This is a genomic window from Dehalogenimonas sp. W (assembly GCF_037094495.1).
Lineage (GTDB): Bacteria > Chloroflexota > Dehalococcoidia > Dehalococcoidales > Dehalococcoidaceae > Dehalogenimonas > Dehalogenimonas loeffleri.
Window position 1 is genome coordinate 221,097 of sequence record NZ_CP146612.1, and the last position, 17,741, is coordinate 238,837.

The following is a 17,741-nucleotide window of genomic DNA, read 5'->3' on the forward strand; positions in this document are numbered from 1 at the left end:
AAACCAGAGGGTTGTAAAAACTCACGATGGTGCCGGATCGCTTTCCGCGGTCTTCAGCCCGAGTAAACCCCGCAACAGCACCTGAGCCGCGACCTTGTCCAGCGGTTCGTTATTATTGCCGCATTTGGGTGATTGAATACAGGCCGGACACCCGCTTTCGCAGGGACATTCAGCGATGGCTTTGAGCGCCGCCTCCCAGAGCTGGACTACGATCTCATAGCCCTTTTCTGATATACCGACCCCACCGGCATGAGCATCATATATGAACACCGTGGCCGCGCCGGTATCAGGATGAAGCGGCGTGGACAGACCACCGATATCGTTGCGGTCGCAGAGTGCATACAGCGGCAGAATCCCGATGGCGGCATGCTCCACGGCGTGAAGTCCCCCGGCAAAATCCAGGGCCGCACCAGTCCCGTGATGAATCAGGTTTTCCGGTAATTCAAACCACAGGGCAACCGTATTAAAACGCTGTGGCGGCATGTCCAGCGCTTCTTCCCCCAGGACTTCCTCAGTGAACTGGGCTTTACGTTTGAAACCAACCACAGTCACCGTAACCTCAACCTCACCCAGCGACACCGGTATCCCCCGGATGAAGGTGGAACGGTGGACATTGACCACTTTGAGGTCGTTAATCTCCCGGGCCTCGGTATAATAGGCTTCTTCATTCGGCTCAACCCCGGCAATCCGGGTTTCCATATCCAGTGACCGCACCAAATAGCTTTCACCCTGGTGCAAATAGACGGCGCCGGGGAAGAGCTGAAATAACGCGGTTTGCGATTCCAGCGTTTCCAGCAAGGCTCCGGTGGTATGGTCAACAATAGTGTAATCAGAACCCCCGGCACCGCGGATGCTTACGTCCCGGGCGGGATAGGCGACATCAGAGGAAGGATGGTACTGCCCCCGGCGCACTTTCAGCAGCCCCTGGTCCACCAGACCCTGCAAATGAGAAGCATACCCCGGTCCAAAATATTCGCCGTCTGCCGCGGCCAAAGGCGCCTCCCAGGCAGCGCACAACAAGTGAGCGGCAGCGATTTGCCGGTTATCCGGGTTGATCAACGCGGCCTCATTGGAATGACCGAAGAAGAAGTCCGGGTGGCGCATAAAATACTGGTCCAGCGGGTCGTTGCGGGCCACCATAATGGACAATGACCGCTGTTGCCGCCGCCCGCTGCGTCCGGCTTGCTGCCAGGCTGAAGCAATGGAGCCGGGATAACCGGTCAGTACGGCGGCTTCCAGCGAGCCGACGTCTATCCCCAGCTCCAGTGCCGAAGTAGCCACCGCGCCGGTCAGCCGCCCGCTGAACAATTCCTTTTCAATCCGGCGGCGGTCCTCCGCCAGATAACCGGCCCGATACGGCTTGATCCGGTCGGCTTGCTCCGGGGCTTGTTTGCGCAAACGTTCCCGGGCGTGGCTGTAAATCACCTCGGCTAAACGGCGGCTGCGGGCGAAGGTCAGGGTGCGAATGCCGCGGGCAATCAGGTCGGTAAACAACACCGTCGCTTCAGCTGAGGCACTGCGCCGCTGGGCGCGCTCCGGATCGGTCAGCGGCGGATTCCAGAAAAGAAAATCCTTGCCGCCGTAAGGGGCGCCGTCGGTATCAATAACGCTAAATTCAAGGCCGGTCAGCGCGGTGGCAAACTCAGCAGCGTTGCCGATAGTGGCCGAAGCCAGAATAAAGCGCGGCTGGGCACCATAGCGGCGGCAAATCCGCCGCAAGCGGCGTAACACCAGGGCCAGATGCGAACCGAAAATACCGCGGTACTGGTGAGCCTCATCAATAACCACATATTTCAAATTTGCCAGAAACCGGCGCCACTGCTGATGGTTAGGCAGGATGCCGGCATGGAGCATGTCCGGATTAGACAGGATAAACCGGGCTTCACGCCTGATATGGCCCCGGGCCGCGCCGGGAGTATCGCCGTCAAAGGTGGCATAGTCATGCCGGCGGACAAGCGCCGGGTAGAACAAATCGGTGAAATGACGCAACTGGTCCTGTTCCAGGGCTTTGGTCGGTGCCAGATAAAGAGCTGTGGCGTTGACGTCCGCCAACAAAGCCTGGAGCACCGGCAGATAATATCCAAGACTCTTGCCGGAAGCCGCCGGCGTAGCGATGAAAACATTCCGGCCGGAGAGCGCTGCGTCAACCGCCTGTGCCTGATGACTATACAGCGGCCACAGACCCTGTTGCTGCAGCGCCGCGGTCAGACGAGGCGCCAGTGGGTGGTCTGATTCCCCGGTAACCGCCTCCCTGGGGGGGATACTTTCCAGGTGCGCCAGACACCCGGTCAACTCCGCAGAGGCTTGAAGAAAGGCGACGAATTCCTGAATACCCACGTCAGATATCTATAATTTCCATGCTGGATTCCAGCATTTCCAGATCAAAGGTTGAGGCGAAAGCCAGCGCCTTGGTAAGGACTTCATTGGTATGGCGTTTGTCGTTGGACAGACAGGCCACGCCGATGGCGGCGGTCTGCCACAGGTCCTGGTCGGCTACTTCAGCAGCTGAAACGTTGAAACGGTTGTTAAGCTGCGCCACCAGGGACTTAACCACCTGTCGCTTTTCCTTAAGCGAATGGCTTTCAGGCAGCCTGATACTGAACTGCAGTATGCCGACGTTCATTGGTACACCTTTGCCTCTCAACACGCCCGACTTTAACCGCAAGGCCCGGCGAATTAAAGGTTGCGCTTGAAGCGATAGCCGATATTCCGGACAGTCTCCACATACACCTGTCCGTATTCTTCAATCTTAGCTCTCAGACGCCGGATATGCACGTCAACGGTGCGATCGCCGCCGAAATAATCAAAGCCCCAGACTTTATTGAGCAGGATTTCCCGGCTGAAGACCCGGCCCCGGTTGGAAGCCAGAAATTTGAGCAGTTCATATTCGCGGAAAGTCAGATCAACCGATTTCCCAGCCAGGGTAACTTCACAACGGGCGGTATCTATGGTCAGATCTCCGGCGGAAATCACCTCAGTAGACGGAGCGGCATCAGCTTTAATGGCGACCCGGCGGATGCGGGCCAGCAGTTCATCAATATCAAACGGTTTGAGAACAAAATCCAATGCAGCCGTCTCATCAGCCAGTTCTGCCAAACGATGACGAAAAGCCATCAGGATATAATAGGGCTGTTTTTCCAGCCCGGCCGCGTCTAACTCCGGCCAGTCGCCGTCGGTCGGCACGTCCAGAACCACTAACCGGGGGGATTGCTGTACCACCTTCTCAGCCGGAGTTTCTCCCGGCGGCTCCAGGACACAAATGTACCCTTCCCGGGAAAGGCGGTTTTTGAGTTCCCTGGTTTTGTCCGTTTCCTCAGCCAGCAGCAATATTTTAAACAAAGTATTTGCTAGTAGGAATACAGCCGGCCGTAAGGCCGTAAACTCTTCGGGTAGAGTTTCTTGAAAGAACGCTTCATAATCGTCTCTGCATCGCCGCCAAAATGACCGCAGTATTCGTTTACCAAGCCGGCCAGTACTTCCCGGTCAGCTTCATCAAGTTCCGCCACGCCGACTTCCTTGCCCAGTTGATGGGGCTCAAAGCCGCCGCTGATATAAATAACACCGCCGTGAATCCCGGTACCGATAAAATTGGCTTTGTGTTTTTCACCTTCGGCCAGGCCCAGACCGAGCACCACCAGCACTCCTCCGGCCATATATTCTCCCAGGAAATCCTGCCCGGCACCGCCGATAACCATCACCGGCTTCTTGTCCTGATATTCCTTCATATGAATACCGGCGCGGTAGCCCACATAGTCCCGGATAAAAATCCGGCCGCCGCGGGCCGCCATGCCGCAGATATCGCCGGCGTGGCCGTGGACGATAATTTCTCCGGCATTCATGGTATTAGCCATACAGTCCTGGGCATTGCCGAAGACTTCAATTCTGGAACCGTTCATAAAAGCACCCAGGTCATTGCCCGGCGTACCGGTGATCTTGAATTCCATCGGACGGGAGAGGTCGGTGGCAATATAGCGCTGCCCGCAGACATTGTTCAGCTCAACACGCTCCACCCCCTCATCGGCCAGCTGCCGCAGGGTTTTATTCAGGTCCCGGTAATAAATACCGGTCGTGTCTATCTGTACCGTTTTCGGAGTTGAAGCCGTCTTGGTCATACTATTCACCAGCCATCCTTACACCCAGAATTTCAAGTTCTTTTTCACTCAGACCATAACCGCGCAGATGCAGCCGGTTGCCACGCAGGCTTTCAAGAGCGTTAACGCCCATGCCGCCCAGCATGTCCTTGATCTCCAGCGCCCAGCCGCGGACCAGATTGGCCGCCCGACGGGCGCCGATTTCCGGATTGATGCGCTTGGTCAATTTCAGGTCAGAGGTACAAATACCCCAGGCACATTTGCCGGTATGGCACTGCTGACACACCCGGCAACCCAGGGCTATCAGCGCCGCTGTGCCGATGTTGACCGCATCCGCGCCCAGTGCTATGGCCTTGGCCACGTCGCCGGACGTCCGGATGCCGCCGGAGATAACCAGGGAGGCCTGATTGCGGATGCCTTCGGCCCGCAGCCGGGTATCCACGGCCGCCAGCGCCAGTTCAATGGGAATGCCGACGTTGTCGCGAATGACTTTAGGCGCAGCACCGGTGGCGCCGCGCACACCGTCAAGCACAATGATGTCAGCGCCGGCGCGCACCATACCGGAAGCGATGGCCGGTGAATTATGCACCGCGGCAATCTTCACCGATATCGGGCGCTTATAGTTGGTAGCCTCTTTCAAGGCATATATCAGCTGCGACAGGTCTTCAATGGAATAGATGTCGTGCTGGGGTGCCGGCGAGATAGCGTCGGTGCCCTGGGGAATCATGCGGGTCAGCGAAACTTCCGCCGACACCTTTTCGCCGGGCAAATGGCCGCCGATACCGGGCTTGGCACCCTGACCAATCTTGATTTCCACTATCCGGCCGGAATTCAAATAATCGGAATACACACCGAAACGGCCGCTGGCGACCTGAATGATAGTGTTATCGCCGTATTTAGCCAGTGACGGATGCAAACCGCCCTCACCGGTATTCCACATCGTACCGAGTTCTACCGCCGCCCGCGCCAGGGATTCCTGGACATTCAGGCTAACGGCGCCGTAACTCATGGCGGAAAACATAATGGGGACTTCCAGTTTCACCTGCGGTGCGATTTGGGTGGCCAGACCGCCGGTAACCGGGTCAATCTCAATCTGATCCGGTTTGGAGCCCAGATAGGTCCGCATCTCCATCGGTTCCCGTAAAGGGTCAATGGAAGGATTGGTCACTTGGGAAGCGTTTAGCATCAGGTGATCCCAGTAAATGCGCGGTGCCTTGTCAGTGCCCATACCGGTCAACAGCATTCCGCCCTGTTCCGCCTGCTTCTGGATATCTTCAATATACTCCGGCTTCCAGCCGGAATTTTCCCGGTATTCCAGCGGATTACGCCGGACAACCAGGGCATTGGTGGGGCAGAACAGTACACAGCGGTGACAGCCGATACACTTACCGTCACGACATTTTATTTCATCGTCATCGGAATCATAGTAGTGACTGTCAAAACTGCATTGGTTAACACAGACCTGGCACTTGATACACTTGTCCGGGTCACGCTCCACAATAAACTTAGCGGGTACCAAAGTTCTCATTTCGGCTCCTTATTGCCTGACGGCTATGCCTTTACGGCACAGATAATCTTTTGCCTGTTCAATGGTGTAACTGCCATAATGAAAGATACTGGCGGCCAGCACTGCGTCCGCCTTGCCGACGGTTAAAGCATCATATAGGTGATCCAGCGTACCGGCACCGCCGGAAGCGATCAGCGGCACACTGACCGCTTCAGAAATAGCCCGGTTAAGCTCATTGTCATAACCGCCCTTCTGCCCGTCGCTGTCAATACTAGTGACCAGTAATTCGCCCGCCCCAATCGCGGCGGCTTTTTTAGCCCATTCAACGGCATCCAAGCCGGATTCCTGACTGGCTGAATGGGTGCGCACAATCCACTTGCCGGCACCGATGCGTTTAGCGTCAATCGCCACCACAATGCACTGGCTGCCGAATTTGACCGCACCCTCGCTGATCAGTTCCGGCCGGGCCACCGCAGCAGTGTTGATGGCCACCTTGTCGGCGCCGGACAGCAGCATCTGCCGCATATCCTCAATGGTGCGGATACCTCCGCCGACCGTCAGCGGCATGAAGACCTTGCCGGAAAGCTCACTGATGATGGAAGCCATGGTCTTACGGCTTTCCACCGTCGCCGTGATGTCCAGAAAAGCCAGCTCGTCGGCCCCTTGTTCGTAATAGAATTGGGCCAGCGACACCGGGTCGCCGGCATCCCGCAGATTCAGGAAACTCTGTCCCTTCACCACGCGTCCGCCGGTCACGTCCAGACACGGTATGATTCGCCGAGTCAGCACGTCAGGCCACCCCTCCGGCAACCGGTTCTTTTTTCCCGCCCAGGGGATTTTTCAGCGAGCCGATAACCGGCTGGCCGCCCATCGGTATCCAGGCCTTGTCCAGTTCCGGGCAAATCAGCCGAATAGCGGATTCTTCACTGGACAGGTATAACATACTGCCTTTTTCACCGACCGTCAGCGGCCGCAGCCGGATGCGGTCGGTCAGGCCGATCATCTCGCCCTCATGCGCGATAATAATAGTGAAAGGACCATTCATCAGCAGACTGCCGTAGACCTGCCGCAAAGCCGTCAGCAGTTCGCGCTGCTCCGGTGTCCGGCGTTCAATCTCTGCCCACAGCGGCGGGGCGAATATTTCCGCCACCACCTCAATCGGCAGATTGTGTTTGCGCACCAGCAGGTCAACTGCATAAGCGACCACTTCGGTATCGGTCTGCAGCGTGCAGTGATAACCGAACTGCTCCAGATAACGCCGATTGATGCCGTAAGAGGAAATTTCACCGTTGTGTACTACCGTCCAGTCCAGAATGTTGAACGGGTGCGCCCCACCCCACCAGCCGCGGGTATTGGTCGGGAACCGTCCGTGGGCGGTCCAGAGATAACCGGTGTAATCTTCCAGGCAAAAGTATTCGGAAATCTCTTCCGGATAACCAACGCCCTTGAAAGCCGCCATATTCTTCCCGGATGAAAAAACATACGAATCTTCTATCCGGGTGTTGATCTCCATGACTTTGGCGACGATATAATCGTCCACCGAGAGCTTGCAGTCCGGGGCCATTTTATCGGCATCCAGAAAATAGCGCCACACCAGCGGCGGATTCTTGATGGCCGCTACCGGTTTGGTCGGGACTTCCTCGGAATGATGAACATTAAAATATTCATTCAGAAAGGTTTCGGTCGCCGTCTTGCCTTCCCGGCTATCATACATGATGTGAAAGGCGTAATAGTCCGGGTACTGGGGATAAAGACCGTATACGGCAAATCCGCCGCCCAGACCGTTGCCCCGGTCATGCATATTGGCGATCGCGCGGGTAATATCCCGCCCGGAAAAACACTTGCCGGAAGTATCCATCATGCCGAAAATGGAACAGGCATCAATGACCTTGCCGTCGCCCCATGTATTGCTTACACTGGTTAAATCTTTCATTTAATTAGCTCTCTCCCACTTTCACCCGGCCGGCCGTGGCGCCGGTCAGGCGCTCTTCAATGATCGCCTTGGGCAGCAGCGCCAGACCGAAATCATCCGCCAGCAGTTTATCCTTGAAATCAGTGACCACAGCCCGGTCCCTCATTAAACCGAAGTAAATGCCGGCTTTGTCTATATTACCGACGAAAATCATACCAACCAGCTTGCCTTCGGCGTTGATAATCAGCTTCTGATAAACGTCTTCACCCTTTTTGACCAGCACCTCGTAGCCTTCCTCGGAAGGCGGCGACGCCATACCGGCGGTAGCCAGTTCCAGACCAAAATAATTAAGCGAGTTCATGGCGGTACCGCCCCGGTAGGGTGTCGGCAACCCGGCCATGTTGTAACCGGCCACCCGGCCGCCGATATAGGCATTGGGCCACACCGGCGACAACCGCCCGGAACCGTAAACGTAATCATAGGCTTCCGAAGCATCTCCGCAGGCATACACGTTCGGCAGACTGGTCAGCATGTGATTATCCACCACAATGCCCCGGTTGACGTTAATGCCGGCCGCCTGGGCCAGCTCCACCCGGGGAAAAACCCCGACGGCCACCACCACCATATCACACACCATTTCGTGCCCATCGTCAAAAACGACACCGGTCACCCGGTCTTCGCCCAGAATCCGGGCCACGGTGCGTCCGGTCATCATATTGACGCCGTATTTTTTTACCGCCATCTCAGCTACCCGACCGGCCGGTTCGTCCAGAATGGTATTGAGTATATAGCCTTTCATTTCCACCACGGTGACTTTCAGACCGCGTTTGATCAGTGCTTCCGTGGCCGAGATACCGATAAGTCCGCCGCCGATAACCACGGCGCGCCGCGCCTCCGGCAGGTACTCTTCCAGCTTGGTGGCATCAGCCAGATTGATAAAATTAAAAATCCCGGCCTTGCCCATGCCTTCCATTTTAGGAATAATGGGTTTGCCGCCGGTGGCCAGCAGCAGTTTTTCGTAGCCGATTTCCGTGCCGTCATCCAGAGTAACCGTGCGGGCGGCGGCGTCCATCTTGTATGCCTTGTGGCCCAGCTTCAAATCAATACATTTATTATCGTAAAAGGCTGCCGGGCGGATTCTCATGCCGTCGGGGTCATACTCTCCGGTAACATACTTGGAGATGAGCGGGCGGGAATACGCGGCGTAAGGCTCTTCGCCTACAATGGTCAACGCGCCTTTCGGATCAATCTCCCGGATCGCCTCCGCGGCGCCGATACCGCCGGCTGAGTTCCCGATGATAAGATACTTCGTCTTCATTTACTTCCTCTAAGTGCCGTCTTTAAAAAATTATCGTACATTTTCAGCCCCGCCGGGCCGCTTTTTTCCGGGTGGAACTGGGTAGCCACTACGCTGCCGCTTTCCACCATACTGGCGAAATCCAGGCCGTAGGACGTCTGCCCGATAACCACCGATGCATCAGCCGGCTCGGCATAATAGCTGTGCACAAAGTAAAAATACCTGTCATCGCCGATGCCCTCAAACAACGGGTGCGGCTTTAGCTGCCTGACGTTGTTCCACCCCATGTGAGGCACCTTCAAACCGTCGGAAGGAAGCAGCTTCACCCGCCCCGGAAGCAAACCCAGACACGGACAGCCGCCGCCTTCTTCAGTTTCCTCAAACAGCACCTGCAAGCCTACACACACCGCGAACAGCGGCGTATCCTTTTGTATAATCTCCCTCAAGGCACTATCCAGACCGTGCCGCTTGAGAGAACTGACCGTGTCGGCAGCCGCGCCGACACCCGGCAAAATCACCGCGTCGGCTTTAACCACTTCGTCCGGATTACCCGTCACCACCGCCTCATAGCCCAGAGAAGCTACAGCATTAGCCACTGAACGCAGGTTACCGGCTCCGTAATCAATGATGGCTATCATCTAAATTATTTCTGTTCTACAGCCTCGGTGCTGTCATCGGTGATAAGCACGATGGCTTCGTTGGGGCAGTTCGCCACACAGGCCGGGGTTTCCAGCCCGGGACAGAGGTCGCATTTTTTGACCACCTTGGTCAGTTTATCCTTAACCAAAGCACTGTTGGGGCAGGACACCACGCAGGTCCAGCAACCAATGCACTTGTCAGGGTCTGAAGTGACCACGCCGGTCACCGGATCTTTACTCATCGCCCCGGTCAGGCAGGAATAAACACACCATGGCTCGTCACAATGCCGACAGGGTACCGAGAAACTGGTCTCATTCTGTCGTTCCACCTTCAGCCGCGGCACCGCCTTGGGGGACTCCTTGCGGTGTGCCTTCAAAATATCTTTGGAATCTGAATGCTGGGTGGCGCAATACACCCGGCACAACCCGCAGCCGATACAGACTTCTTTGCGGATGTAAATCTTTTTTCTCATTTATCCCCTGCTTGGCCGAAAATACGGCAGTCTTTTACCAATGGAATAATCCTTGCGTCAGGACAATTATTATAGCTGAATATTGAATATATTTCAAACTTGTTACCCATTTGTCGCCTCTAACACCTTCGCTGATGGCGCCAATCCCGGCTGATACGACGTTTTTACGGCAATATAGCAATATTTTTGCCGTATTACCAAACGAGGCACGCTTAAATTTCAATGCGCATTACGGCACTAAAGGATTGAATTATGGTAAAGCGTGTCCGGTAAAATTATCCTTTCAGGAACTCAAACCCTCTACCAGAATCTTGATGCCGATACCGATAAGTACCAGGCCGCCGAAGAGTTCTGCCCGCTTGCCGATCATCTCACCCAGCCGCCGGCCGACGGCAAAACCGAGCAGCGAAACCCCAAATGAAACCAGCCCCACCAGTACCGCCGCCGGAATAATAGCCACCTGCACAAAAGCAAAGGTCAGCCCCACCGCCAGTGAATCAATACTGGTAGCCACCGACAACGCCACCAGAGCTTTTCCCTGACTGATGTCCACGACCCTGCCGGTTTCGCTCTCCTTTTCAAAGGACTCCTTGAGCATCCGGGCGCCGATGAAGACCAGCAGAATAAAGCCTAACCAGTGGTCAAAACTTTCAATTACCCCGACGATGGTGCTGCCGGCCAGAAAACCCGCCAGCAGCATCCCGAACTGAAAAAGCCCGAAAGAAGCCGCCACCTTCAGCCGCCGGGCCCGGTCCAAAGCCGCACCCATGCTGATGCTGCCGCTGACGGACACAGCGAAACAATCCGCCGCCAGTCCCAGCGCAATTAACAGAATGGCGAAAAAATCCATAGCGTCCCAGTGTAGCAGATAGCTGCTCAAAGCCTCAAACAAACCAATTCAATTCGTATCAGCAACGCCCAGGCACACAACATATTTATTTTCCCGGAGCAGCGGGTTCAAAGCTGGCATCCGGTTGACGCCGCCGGAAGGTTTGCTAGAATTAACACACCAACCTCAAGACGTCCAATAAGTGATATCTAATCAGACGCGGAAACTGAAAAAAGGATAGCGGATAAAGGAAGAGTAAACAGGCGGCAGGCACCCTGCTTCCTCAAACATTATGCTGATCAGCTTGTTTATCTTTCTGCTCACTATTATCGCCGTCCTGCGACGGCCGGCCGGTGTGTCGGAGGCGGTCGTCGGAATCATCGGCGCGGCGGTCATGATTGGAGCAGGCTATGTCAGTTTACCCCAGACATACACCGTCGTCATCGATAGTCTCAATGTGGTCTTATTTTTTCTAGGCTTGATGATAATGGTGGCAATAGCCGAGGTTTCGGGATTAGTGGAAACCGCCGCAAACACTGCCGCCAGGTTTTCCCATGGCAACGGCCGACTGCTCCTGTTAGTGGTCTTCGGTATTGGAATCATAATCACAATCCTGCTTTCCAATGATGCCACGGTACTGATACTAACCCCGGTCGTTTTGGCTCTGACCAGTCGTTTCAACCTTAACCCGCTGCCTTATGTTTTCGCTTGTGCCTTTGTGGCCAATGCCTCCTCCATGCTGTTACCCATCGCCAATCCGGTTAATCTTCTGGCAATTGATGCCTTTGATATTCGCCTCCCTGAATACCTGATTCATCTTCTGTTGCCGGGATTGACCGCCATTGCCGTAACAATATCCCTGTTCATGATTATCTTCCGCCGCGAAGTCAGGACAAATTTTACACTTGAGGCAAATTCCTTCTACCCGGTCAACCCACTATTGATGCCCGTGTTGACCACCCTCGGAATAGTCGTGGCCGGATACATTTTATTCTCGGTCCAAGGCTGGCCGCTGTCCATTCCGGTACTCAGCGGCGCAATCATGCTGCTGGCAATCGCGCTGACCGGACGACATATTACCCTGCGCCCGCTGTCAAAATCCATCAGTTGGTCAATACTGCCGTTCATCGTTTCGTTGGCGGTATTGGTTCAAGGTTTGGCAAACAGTGGCTTGATTCAGTTATTGGGCGATCATCTCACTACCCTGCTGAATCAAGGCGAAATACCAGCTTCGCTGGTCGCCTCTTTCGGCACCGCCGTTGGGGCCAACCTGTTTAATAACTGGCCGATGATGATGATTTCGGTTGAAACCTTGAGGACAAGCCCGGAACTCATCGGCATGGTGCCGGCTTTACCATATCAGGTTATTCTTGGAGCAGATCTCGGACCTAATATTGCAATCTTCGGCTCATTTTCCACTCTGCTTTGGTTTGTAATACTGCGCCGTCGCGGCCTTAATATTAAACCCTCAAGTTATTTGAAATTGGGCGTCATCGTTACCCTGCCGGCCCTTTTATTCAGCAGCCTGGTGTTGATTCTCATAAGTTAGGTAATCATTGAGCAGACCACCGCCGGCGTCGACCCTGTTCCTATGAAAATATATTTTTCACCTGAAGCTGCCTCAAAGCTGGCAGCCGGTTGACGCCGGCTGTGGTTTTGCTACAATAAATAGAACATTATTTTAGGAGTCTCAAAAGTGAAATTGGAAATGCCCGCCGCCGAAGATGAAGCTGAACCCCCTTCGTTACCGAGTGTCAGCCCGGAGGAACCACCCCTTAAGGTGCCGGTTTTAAACCGGCATAAATTATTCCCGGACGTCTCCGACGCGGAGTGGAATGACTGGCGCTGGCATTTCCGCAACCGCGTCACCACCGTTGAAGCATTATCCCGCTTCCTGCCGTTATCCGTGAAAGAGCGGACCCGCCTCAAACTGGTAAGTGCCCGCTACCCCCTGGCCATCACCCCGTATTATCTGTCGCTGGTCAATCCCGCCGACCCGCACGACCCGATTCGCCGTCAGGCTGTGCCCTGTGTCCAGGAATTGACTGATACGGCCGGCCGCGAAGACCCGCTGGAAGAACACAGCCATTCCCCCGTGCCGGGACTGGTTCACCGCTACCCCGACCGGGTGCTGTTGGTACTGACCGACATCTGCCCCATGCTGTGCCGGCACTGTACCCGCAAACGCGAATGGCGCAACGGCGGTTGGGTCCAAAACCCCGACCGGATTAACGCCATGCTGGACTATATCCGCCGCACCCCCGCCGTCCGCGATGTCATCATTTCCGGCGGCGACCCGCTGACCTTGTCCACCCGGCGGCTGGAAGAAGTGCTGGCCGGGCTGAGGGCTATTGAACACGTTGAAATCATCCGTATCGGCACCCGTTTTCCGGTAGTCCTGCCGCAGCGTATTGATGCCGAACTGTGCGACATGCTGTCCAAATACGGCCCGATCTGGCTTAACACCCACTTTAATCATCCCAACGAAGTGACGCCCGAAGCCGCCGCCGCCTGTGACCGGCTGCTGCGCGCCGGGGTTCAGGTCAACAATCAGAGCGTCCTGCTCCGGGGCATTAACGATACCGTAGATATTCAATTGAAACTGTGTCACAGCCTGCTCAAAGCCAAGGTTCGCCCGTATTACCTGTTCCAGTGCGACCAGGTCCAGGGCACCGGGCACCTCTGGACGCCGGTAGAAGTCGGCCTGCGCATCATTGAAGGCATGCGCGGCCACACTTCCGGGCTGGCGATTCCCAATTATGTCATTGATCTGCCTGACGGACGGGGTAAAATCCCACTGACTCCCAATTACGTTATCAGCCGGTCGGATCAGGATCTGGTCGTCAGAAATTACGAAGGCCACATCAGTCATTTTGCCAATCCGAAACAGGTGTCAGCGACCAAAAGGAGTAAACCGGCACCGACCGTCACCCCTTCGGTCCGCCGGGAAATAGAGGTAGCCGATGAAAATAGGGCTGGCGTACGACCTTAAAGAGGCCGTAACCGCTTCAGCCGCTGGGCCTGACGATGCGCTGGAAGAATATGATTCCGCAGAGACGGTGAATCTGCTGGCTGCGGCAATCCGGAGCGCCGGGCATGAGGCGGTTGCGCTGGGCGGCGGCAGTGCCTTTCTTAAACGCATACTGGAAACCGACATTGATTTTGTCTTCAACATCGCCGAAGGCCGGGGCGCTTATCGCAGCCGCGAAGCCCAGGTGCCGTCGGTACTGGAAATGCTGGGCATTCCCTATTCCGGAGCCGATCCGCAGACGCTGGCCGTCGCTCTGGACAAACCGTTAACCAAACGCATCCTGCAAACCGCCGGGGTGGCTACGCCGCGCTGGCAGGTGTTTGCCGCCCCGGCCGACATTGCAGCGGCCGACTGGGGTCTTTTCACCTTTCCCGTTTTTGCCAAGCCGGCTTTTGAGGGTTCCAGCAAGGGCATCCGTTTCAGTGCCGTCGCGGACACCCCGGAACAGGCGGCCCGGGAAATAGTGCGCCTGCTGGAGAGCTACCGCCAGCCGATTCTGGTGGAAGAGTTTATTGACGGCGATGAGGTCACCTGCGGTATCATCGGCAATCCGGCCGCCGGCGACGCCGAGGTGCTGGTCTGGCCGCTGCGCGTCGTCCCGCGGCAAAAATCCGGTCCGTTCATCTATTCCCTGGAAGTCAAACGCAACTATCGGAATCTGGTGGATTATGAGTTTCCGGCGGCCCTTCCGGAGCCGGTGCTGGCCAAAATCAAACAACAGGCGCTGACAGTATTCCAGAACCTGGGCTGCCGTGATTTCTCGCGGGTGGACTTCCGCGTCAGTGCCGACGGCACTCCATGGTTTCTGGAGGTCAACCCCCTGCCGGGGTTGTCGCTGGACAGCGACCTTTATATCGTGGCCGTCGCCCTTGGCTGGAGCCATGAACGGCTGATCCAATCGGTCCTCGGCGCCGCACTGGCCAGATACCCTGAATTATGCGTATCGCCCTGATTTATAACCAGCCCGCGCCCTCAGCCTATGATGAACGGGGCGAATCAGCCGCGGAAAACGGCGTCATGGACGCGGTAGCGGCAGTGCGCCGCGCCCTGAAGTCCAACGCACACCAGATTATTGAACTGCCGCTGGCGCCGACAGCGGCAGTCACACCGGAAACCCTGGCCGCCGGCGGGGCGGACGTCATTTTTAATCTTTTTGAAGGCTTTGCGGGAAAACCGGAATCGGAAGCCGAATTTGCCGGCCTGCTGGCTGAATCCGGTCTGCCGTTTACCGGTTCGGCGGCCCCGGCCCTGGCGCTGACCCTCAATAAGGCAGCAACTCATCAGGTGCTTCAGGCTCACGGTCTCAGGACACCCCGATTTCAACTGCTGATGCCGGCCGCGCTGGCCACTTTTAACCTGAGCTTCCCCTGTATCGTCAAGCCCGCCGCTGACGATGCCTCTCACGGCATGTCCGCCCAAAGTGTAGTATTTAATCCGGCAGAGCTGGCGCGCGAAGTCGGTCGGCTGGAAACGGACTACCCCGGCCAGCCGGCACTGGTGGAAGAATTCCTGGATGGCCGGGAGTTCAACGCCACCGTCTGGGGCGTCAACGCGCCCCGTTTGCTGCCGGTCTCGGAAATTGTCTACACCCTGCCTTCCGGCCGGCCCAATATCCTGACCTTCGCCGCCAAATGGCAGCCGGACAGTGATGATTACCGCCAGACCGCAGTGGCTTGTCCGGCCCGTCTGGAGGCCCGCCTGGAGCCGGAAATCCGAACCGCGGCGCTGACGGCCTTCAGCGCTACCGGCTGCCGCGGGTATGCCCGGATAGACTTCCGGCTGGATCGGGACGGCCGGCCGGTCATCCTGGAAGTCAACGCCAACCCGGACCTGTCGCCGGACGCCGGTGTTGCCCGACAGGCCCGGGCCGCCGGAATTGACTATAATAATATGGTGACTGAAATTATTAACTTCGCCCTGGAGGCCGCATGACCATTGAATACCGGCCGCTGACCCCGGCGGACAAGCCGGCGATAATGCGCCTGCTGCAAAATACCCCGGAGTTCACACCGGAGGAACTGCCGGTGGCCGAAGAAGTATTGGACGATTGCCTGCTTCATCCGGCGGATTCCGGATATCACGGCATCGCTGCGGTCAGGGACGGGGCCTTATGTGGTTACATCCTCTACGGCAATACGCCGCTGACCCGGGGCAACTGGGAGATTTACTGGATGGCGGTGGGGCTAAGCGCCCGGAATCTGGGCATCGGCGGGCGGCTGGTACAACTGACGGAATCTGAAATCCGGCAGCGCGGCGGTCGGCAGATGACGCTGGAAACTTCATCGCAGCCGTCATATCAAAACACCCGCCGTTTCTACCGGGCCTGCGGCTTTCACGAAACAGCCTGCATCCCGGATTTCTATGACCGGGGCGATGACCTTTTGATATATCTGAAAAAACTGGCCTGAACCACCACTCAGCGGCAATAGGCCTGCCCGTCACCGGGGTTCAGGTGGCAACCCGGACACCGGCAGTCGCCGGCGTCATCAGACGCCGTCTTATGGTGATTCCGGCAGTAGAGCCCGGTCGCCGGCAGCTTGTCATCAAAGATGTCGGTTAACGCCCGGCGCAACTGCTTACTGGTACACTCCGCCGCCGTCCCGACGGCACAATCGGCACAACAACAGCGCAAAATGTCTGCATGGGGGTCGTTATTTTCGTCGTTCATTAAGAATCCTGTCATAATAATGCTAAGAACCAATTCATATTGTATAATGCTGGTAGTAAATACGCTATGACTGATCATACAGATAAAACCCAGAGTGAACTCATCGCCGAGATTGAACGGCTTCAATCTGCCGTTGAAGCCGTCATTGAGCCCGCAGAGACGGATTGCCGCTCCGTCAGGGAAAGTGAAGAGAAGTTCCGCATGCTCTTCCACAACGCCAATGACGCCATTTTCCTGTGGGAAATACGTAACGGCTATCCGACGGTACTGCTGGAAGCCAACAAGGTAGCGGCCAGCCGCCTGGGTATTCCCATGGCGGAAATGCCTGATCTGCAAGTGGCGGACTTCTCCATCACCACCCGGGCTGAAACTGAAGCCAACGTCGCCCGCCTCTTGCAGGACCGTCACGGCACGTTTGAGTCAGTCCACAAGCGTCGGGACGGCAGCACCTTCCCGGTGGAAATAAGTTCCCACGTTTTTGAATTAGGTGGAAAAACCGTAATCCTGTCCATCGCCCGGGACATCACCGTGCGTAAGAAGTCTCAGGAAGAACTGACCGCGCTGTATCACCGGGAGAAAGACCTGCGGCTAGCGCTGGAAACTGAAATCAGCAAGCGTATTGACTTCACCCGGTCACTGGTGCACGAACTCAAAACCCCGCTGACCCCGATGATTGCCTCCGGCGAAGTGCTGCTGGATATTCTGGAAGGCGAGGATGAACTGCGGCTGGCCGGCAACATCTACCGGGGCGCCCTGAATCTGGAACGCCGGATCAACGACCTGCTGGACTTCGCCCGCGGCGAGATGGGCGTCCTCAAAGTCAGTCGTCAGCCGCTGGATATCTGCCCCTTGCTGTTAGACCTGGCGGCGGAGGTTTCGCCCCAGTTTGACCGGAAGCAGCAATCGCTGGAACTGAATCTGCCGGATATACTGCCCCAGGTACTGGCGGATGAAGATCGGTTGAAGCAGGTCCTGCTGAATCTGCTGACCAATGCCGGTAAATTCACCCCCCGCGGCGGGCAGATTACGCTTGGCGCTAAAGTAGATGGGAATATGCTACAATTATGGGTGTCCGATAACGGCCGCGGCATCGCACAGACGGAACAGGCCAGTATCTTTTTGCCGTATTACCGCGTTCAGGATGACAATGATCCCAACGACGGCATGGGTATCGGCTTGGCATTATGTAAAATGTTAGTAACCCTGCACAGCGGGGACATCTGGTTCACCAGTGAAAAAGGTCAGGGCAGCACCTTCTATTTTACACTGCCGCTGGCTAAGAATATGGAGTGAAG

18 protein-coding genes are annotated in these 17,741 nt (G+C 56.3%); 6 read left to right on the top strand and 12 right to left on the bottom strand.

All coding sequences use genetic code 11. The features are described from left to right. Positions 1–21: 21 nt before the first annotated feature. The 11 genes from V8247_RS01000 to V8247_RS01050 form a co-directional block, all read right to left on the bottom strand. On the bottom strand, positions 22–2,337 hold the full coding sequence (locus tag V8247_RS01000; protein ID WP_338737875.1) for a DEAD/DEAH box helicase: 2,316 nt from the start codon (positions 2,335–2,337) through the stop codon (positions 22–24). A 1-nt stretch (position 2,338) separates the two neighbouring features. Continuing rightward, positions 2,339–2,623, bottom strand: a complete 285-nt coding sequence (locus V8247_RS01005) for a DUF503 domain-containing protein (protein WP_338737877.1) — start codon at positions 2,621–2,623, stop codon at positions 2,339–2,341. Positions 2,624–2,676: 53 nt separating this feature from the next. After that, positions 2,677–3,339, bottom strand: coding sequence for a response regulator transcription factor (locus tag V8247_RS01010; RefSeq protein ID WP_338737879.1), 663 nt, complete (start codon positions 3,337–3,339; stop codon positions 2,677–2,679). An 8-nt stretch (positions 3,340–3,347) separates the two neighbouring features. Continuing rightward, a complete protein-coding gene (locus tag V8247_RS01015; RefSeq protein ID WP_338739257.1) occupies positions 3,348–4,112 on the bottom strand; it encodes a hypothetical protein in 765 nt (254 codons plus the stop codon). A 1-nt stretch (position 4,113) separates the two neighbouring features. Further along, positions 4,114–5,619, bottom strand: coding sequence for a glutamate synthase-related protein (locus tag V8247_RS01020; protein ID WP_338737881.1), 1,506 nt, complete (start codon positions 5,617–5,619; stop codon positions 4,114–4,116). Between the two features lie 9 nt (positions 5,620–5,628). Then, positions 5,629–6,387 carry an imidazole glycerol phosphate synthase subunit HisF gene (hisF, locus tag V8247_RS01025; RefSeq protein ID WP_338737883.1) on the bottom strand — a complete coding sequence of 253 codons (759 nt, stop codon included), beginning with the start codon at positions 6,385–6,387 and terminating at the stop codon, positions 5,629–5,631. Between the two features lies 1 nt (position 6,388). Beyond that, the gene (locus V8247_RS01030) at positions 6,389–7,531 is read right to left on the bottom strand and encodes a glutamine amidotransferase family protein (protein WP_338737885.1); all 1,143 of its coding nucleotides are present in this window, start codon (positions 7,529–7,531) and stop codon (positions 6,389–6,391) included. Positions 7,532–7,535: 4 nt separating this feature from the next. Next, the gene (locus tag V8247_RS01035) at positions 7,536–8,828 is read right to left on the bottom strand and encodes an FAD-dependent oxidoreductase (protein WP_338737887.1); all 1,293 of its coding nucleotides are present in this window, start codon (positions 8,826–8,828) and stop codon (positions 7,536–7,538) included. Next, positions 8,825–9,445: an imidazole glycerol phosphate synthase subunit HisH gene (hisH, locus tag V8247_RS01040; RefSeq protein ID WP_338737889.1), complete on the bottom strand. Its 621-nt coding sequence runs from the start codon at positions 9,443–9,445 to the stop codon at positions 8,825–8,827. The genes V8247_RS01035 and hisH overlap by 4 nt, the downstream gene beginning before the upstream one ends. A 5-nt stretch (positions 9,446–9,450) precedes the next feature. After that, positions 9,451–9,918 (bottom strand): 4Fe-4S dicluster domain-containing protein, encoded by a 468-nt coding sequence (locus V8247_RS01045; protein WP_338737891.1) that lies wholly within the window; start codon positions 9,916–9,918, stop codon positions 9,451–9,453. A gap of 283 nt (positions 9,919–10,201) precedes the next feature. Beyond that, positions 10,202–10,798 carry a manganese efflux pump MntP family protein gene (locus V8247_RS01050; RefSeq protein ID WP_338737893.1) on the bottom strand — a complete coding sequence of 199 codons (597 nt, stop codon included), beginning with the start codon at positions 10,796–10,798 and terminating at the stop codon, positions 10,202–10,204. Positions 10,799–11,039: 241 nt separating this feature from the next. On the opposite strand from V8247_RS01050, the gene V8247_RS01055 reads away from it, so the two are divergent. The 5 genes from V8247_RS01055 to V8247_RS01075 all read left to right on the top strand — a co-directional run bounded on the left by V8247_RS01055 (position 11,040) and on the right by V8247_RS01075 (position 16,186). Continuing rightward, the gene (locus V8247_RS01055; RefSeq protein ID WP_338737895.1) at positions 11,040–12,296 is read left to right on the top strand and encodes an ArsB/NhaD family transporter; all 1,257 of its coding nucleotides are present in this window, start codon (positions 11,040–11,042) and stop codon (positions 12,294–12,296) included. Positions 12,297–12,443: 147 nt separating this feature from the next. Next, positions 12,444–13,739, top strand: a complete 1,296-nt coding sequence (locus V8247_RS01060; protein ID WP_338737897.1) for a KamA family radical SAM protein — start codon at positions 12,444–12,446, stop codon at positions 13,737–13,739. Further along, on the top strand, positions 13,711–14,730 hold the full coding sequence (locus tag V8247_RS01065; protein WP_338737899.1) for a D-alanine--D-alanine ligase: 1,020 nt from the start codon (positions 13,711–13,713) through the stop codon (positions 14,728–14,730). The genes V8247_RS01060 and V8247_RS01065 overlap by 29 nt, the downstream gene beginning before the upstream one ends. Continuing rightward, positions 14,715–15,710 carry a hypothetical protein gene (locus V8247_RS01070; protein ID WP_338737901.1) on the top strand — a complete coding sequence of 332 codons (996 nt, stop codon included), beginning with the start codon at positions 14,715–14,717 and terminating at the stop codon, positions 15,708–15,710. The genes V8247_RS01065 and V8247_RS01070 overlap by 16 nt, the downstream gene beginning before the upstream one ends. Beyond that, a complete protein-coding gene (locus V8247_RS01075) occupies positions 15,707–16,186 on the top strand; it encodes a GNAT family N-acetyltransferase (protein WP_338737903.1) in 480 nt (159 codons plus the stop codon). The genes V8247_RS01070 and V8247_RS01075 overlap by 4 nt, the downstream gene beginning before the upstream one ends. Positions 16,187–16,194: 8 nt before the next feature. Here the strand turns inward: V8247_RS01075 and V8247_RS01080 are convergent, their stop codons facing one another. Then, positions 16,195–16,446 (bottom strand): hypothetical protein, encoded by a 252-nt coding sequence (locus V8247_RS01080; protein WP_338737905.1) that lies wholly within the window; start codon positions 16,444–16,446, stop codon positions 16,195–16,197. A gap of 66 nt (positions 16,447–16,512) precedes the next feature. Between V8247_RS01080 and V8247_RS01085 the strand changes: the two genes are divergently transcribed. After that, the gene (locus V8247_RS01085; protein ID WP_338737907.1) at positions 16,513–17,739 is read left to right on the top strand and encodes a PAS domain-containing sensor histidine kinase; all 1,227 of its coding nucleotides are present in this window, start codon (positions 16,513–16,515) and stop codon (positions 17,737–17,739) included. Positions 17,740–17,741: the final 2 nt, after the last annotated feature.